This is a genomic window from Novosphingobium sp. SG751A, from assembly GCF_013149295.1.
In the GTDB taxonomy this organism is placed as follows: Bacteria; Pseudomonadota; Alphaproteobacteria; order Sphingomonadales; family Sphingomonadaceae; genus Novosphingobium.
This window is the reverse complement of the sequence record NZ_JABGCB010000059.1, coordinates 1-2,111: the sequence shown is the minus strand read 5'-3', so window position 1 is coordinate 2,111 and position 2,111 is coordinate 1. Positions and strand designations below refer to the sequence as shown.

The 2,111-nt window shown below is 64.0% G+C and carries 2 protein-coding genes; both read right to left on the bottom strand.

From position 1 onward, the window contains the following. Positions 1–767, bottom strand: a 767-nt coding sequence (locus FHW96_RS25815; RefSeq protein WP_172343431.1) for an SDR family NAD(P)-dependent oxidoreductase, incomplete at its 3' end; no start/stop codon positions are given. An 11-nt stretch (positions 768–778) separates the two neighbouring features. Beyond that, positions 779–2,111 (bottom strand): histidinol dehydrogenase (gene hisD, locus FHW96_RS25810; protein WP_172343430.1); only part of this gene is annotated, 1,333 nt, incomplete at its 5' end.

Here is a 2,111-nt window from a genome sequence, read left to right as displayed (position 1 = left end):
TAATCCGCAGTCCAGCCGCCATCGACGATGAGGGAGGTTCCTGTGATGAGGGCGGAGGCATCGCTGGCGAGGAAGAGGACGGGTCCCATGATATCCTCGACCTGCCCCAGACGGCCCAGTTTGATCTTGGCCAGAACGCTGTCGAGAAACGCCTTGTCCTCGAAGAAGGGCTTGGTCATCGGGGTTTCGATGAAGGTTGGGGCTATGGTGTTGCTACGGATGCCGTGGGGCGCGAGGTCGAGGGCGAAGGCCTTGTTCATCCCCTCGATCGCCCATTTCGACGCGCAGTAAAGCGAGCGGCGCGGGCCGCCGACATGGCCCATTTGAGAACCCATATGGATCAAAGATCCCGCCACCCCATCGCGCAGCATCGCTTTGACCGCATGCTGCGCCACAAAGAACGCCGACTTCACATTGAGGTCGAGAACGGCGTCATAATCCTGCGCGCTCACCTCCCACATCGCCTTGGGCCGGTTGGTCCCGGCATTGTTGACCAGCACATGAAACGCCGGACGCTGGCCAAAGAAAGCCTCCACCGCGCCAAGGTCGCTCACATCCAGCACCGCCGCCTCGGCCAAACCGCCCGCCTCACGGATCGCGGCGGCGGCCGCCTCAATCTCGCCCTGCGTGCGCGCGGCCAGCGTCACATGCGCGCGCGCCTGCGCCAGCGCGGCGGCGGCGGCAAGGCCGATGCCCCGCCCCGCCCCCGTCACCAACGCCCGCCGACCGTCCAGCCGGAAGCTCGGCGTTTGCGGCAACTCGCTCATGCCCCCCTCGCTCACGCCTGAGTCAGCTCGCTGGGCGTGGCCTGCCCGGCGTAAGGCACATCGCGCCCGCCAAAGCGGCGCACGCGGATATTGGCCTGCTCGCCATGCCCGGCAAAGCCTTCGAGCGCACACAACCGGCTGCAATATTCGCCGATCAGCGCGCTGGCATCATCGCTGGTCACGCGCTGATAGGTGCAGGTTTTCAGGAACTTGCCGACCCACAGCCCGCCCGTATAGCGCGCCGATTTCTTCGTCGGCAGCGTGTGGTTGGTGCCGATCACCTTGTCGCCGAACGACACATTGGTGCGGTTGCCAAGGAAGAGCGCGCCGTAATTGGTCATGTTCTTCAGGAAGTAGTCGGGATCCTGCGTCATCACCTGCACATGCTCGGAGGCGATGTCATCGGCGATCCGCACCATTTCCTCATAGCTTTCCGCCACGATCACCTCGCCAAACGTCTCCCACGCCTTGCGGGCATGATCGGCGGTGGGCAGGATTTCCAGCAGGCGCTCGATTTCCTTCATCGTCGCGCGGGCGAAGGCCTCGGAATTGGTCAGCAGCACGCCGGGGCTGTCCGGCCCATGCTCGACCTGACCCAGAATGTCGGTCGCGGCCATTTCGGGATCGCAGCCAATTTCATCAGCGATGATCAGCGTTTCGGTCGGTCCGGCAAACAGGTCGATGCCGACCCGGCCAAACAACTGCCGCTTGGCCTCGGCCACGAAAGCATTGCCGGGACCGACGAGAATATCGACCGGATCAATGGTCTGCGTGCCGATCGCCATCGCGCCGATCGCCTGAATGCCGCCCAGCGCATAGATCGCATCGGCCCCGGCCATGGCTTGGGCCGCCACAATCGCGCGCGCGGGCTTGCCCTGAAACGGCGGCGCGCAGGTGATGACCCGCGGCACGCCCGCCACCTTGGCGGTAATCACACTCATGTGGGCCGAGGCCAGCAGCGGATATTTTCCGCCCGGCACATAGCAACCGGCTGCATTCACGGGCAGATTCTTATGCCCCAGCACCACACCGGGCAGCGTTTCCACCTCAACGTCGGTCATGCTGGCGCGCTGGATCTGGGCAAAATTCTTCACCTGCGCCTGGGCAAATTCGATGTCCTTGCGCTCCTGCGGGCTCAAACTGTCGACCGCGGCATCAATCTCGGCCTGGCTCAACCGATAATCTTCCCGGTCCCAGCCGTCGAACTTGATGCTCATCTCGCGCACCGCATCATCGCCGCGCTTCTCAATATCGCCCAGCGCCGCCTCGACAATATCACGAACCTTGCGATCCGACGCCGCCTTCTCTTCCGCAGCCGCGCCGCGCTTCAGCCATATGGCCATG